Source organism: Vibrio sp. Vb0349, assembly GCF_033338975.1.
On the sequence record NZ_JAWOTS010000195.1, the window covers coordinates 1 to 1,405 of the forward strand.

Annotated in this window: 2 protein-coding genes; both read right to left on the minus strand. The window is 45.6% G+C overall.

Translation table 11 applies throughout. The features are described from left to right. A partial coding sequence (locus tag R7Q47_RS24475) for a LysR family transcriptional regulator (RefSeq protein WP_318089830.1) occupies window positions 1–633 on the minus strand: 633 nt, incomplete at its 3' end. Window positions 634–747: 114 nt separating this feature from the next. Further along, on the minus strand, window positions 748–1,405 hold a 658-nt coding region (locus R7Q47_RS24480), incomplete at its 5' end, for a hypothetical protein (RefSeq protein WP_318089832.1).

Below are 1,405 nucleotides of genomic sequence, written 5' to 3' on the forward strand. Positions count from 1 at the left end.
GAGGCGGCAGGCATCCAAAATATGATCTTTGAGGCAGTGGCCTTCTTTAAGCAGCATGAGGTTGGTTTCTTGTAGTTCTTCGGACGTAATGCTGCTTTTGTCTGTGTGCATTTGCCCATCGAGCGCGACCCAGTAAAAGTCTTCTTGCCAAAACTCTAACGTTAACAAGCCGTCACAAGGGTAGGGGATGGCCAGCACGGCCGCGTCAATCTCACCGCTGTGAACCATGTCGACAAGGACATGCGACTGTTCTTCGACGATGTCTATTTTCGCGTTGGGGTACTGCTCTTTTAAGGTGAGTAACAACTTTGGCAGAAGATAAGGTGCAATGGTCGGGATCATGCCAATGGACAACGGAAAGCAAAAAGGTTCGCCGCAACTGTGGTCGAGGTGTGCCATGTCTTCCAGTTGAAGCATAATGTTGCTGGCTTTGTCCAAAACCTCACGACCAAGTGGCGTGACGAGCACTTTTTTATTGTCCCGTTCAAAAATCTTAATGCCTAGCTGACGCTCCAGTTCACTGACGCCTGTGCTCAACGTTGATTGGCGAACATGACACAAATCTGCTGCTTTACGAAAATGCAGCGTTTTTGAGACAGCCAAGGCATAAGATAATTGTTTTATCGATAGCATAGCGTTTATCCATCCGTTGAGTCTTCTCGCCGTTCAAACTTCTCGTTCTAATGATCAAGCTTAGAAGATGGCTTTTTGTTATTCGAATTTCCCTAACGTTGTACCTGCCTTTATTTACCATCCTTTCGCTCGGCATTGCCGTTCGATTCTGAGCGCGACTTGTTGTACTTGGTGATCAAGATAATCGGTCGAGCTCACCATTTGTCGCATGTCTTCAACAAAATGAGCGGGGCGAATCATCCGCAAAGTGTTTTCGTTTTTGCAAATAAAGTCGACACGTGGAATGCCAAACTCGTCCTCATATTCAACGATGTAAGTGGCAGCGGTTTGGTGATTAAGTTGTGTGTTGAGTTCGAGCATCCAATTGAGATACTGCTCTTCAATCCAACTTGAATAGTGCTGCTGGAAATAGTTTTTAAGTGATTGATAGTTAGCACTATTGAAATGGTGATATGTATTTCGTACTGCCGATTGCGGCTCACTTGTCGTTGGTGTGTACAGTTCTATGGGTAATTGATAGGGGTAGCGATCGTGGCTCCAATCTTCGATCACCGATTTAACGTGATTCAAAATGTAGTGCAGGGCACTGAACAATCTCGCATAAACGAGGCGAGACCCGTAGAACAGGCGTAAATGTTCACCATTGTATTGATTGATGTAATTGAGCGGAATTTTATAATTCACGCTCAAGTCGTCTTCATTAGTTGGAGTGACCGGGTCATTACTTTGCAACAACCAGTGTTGGTGCTTGCGCCAAAAGGCAATGTCGGCC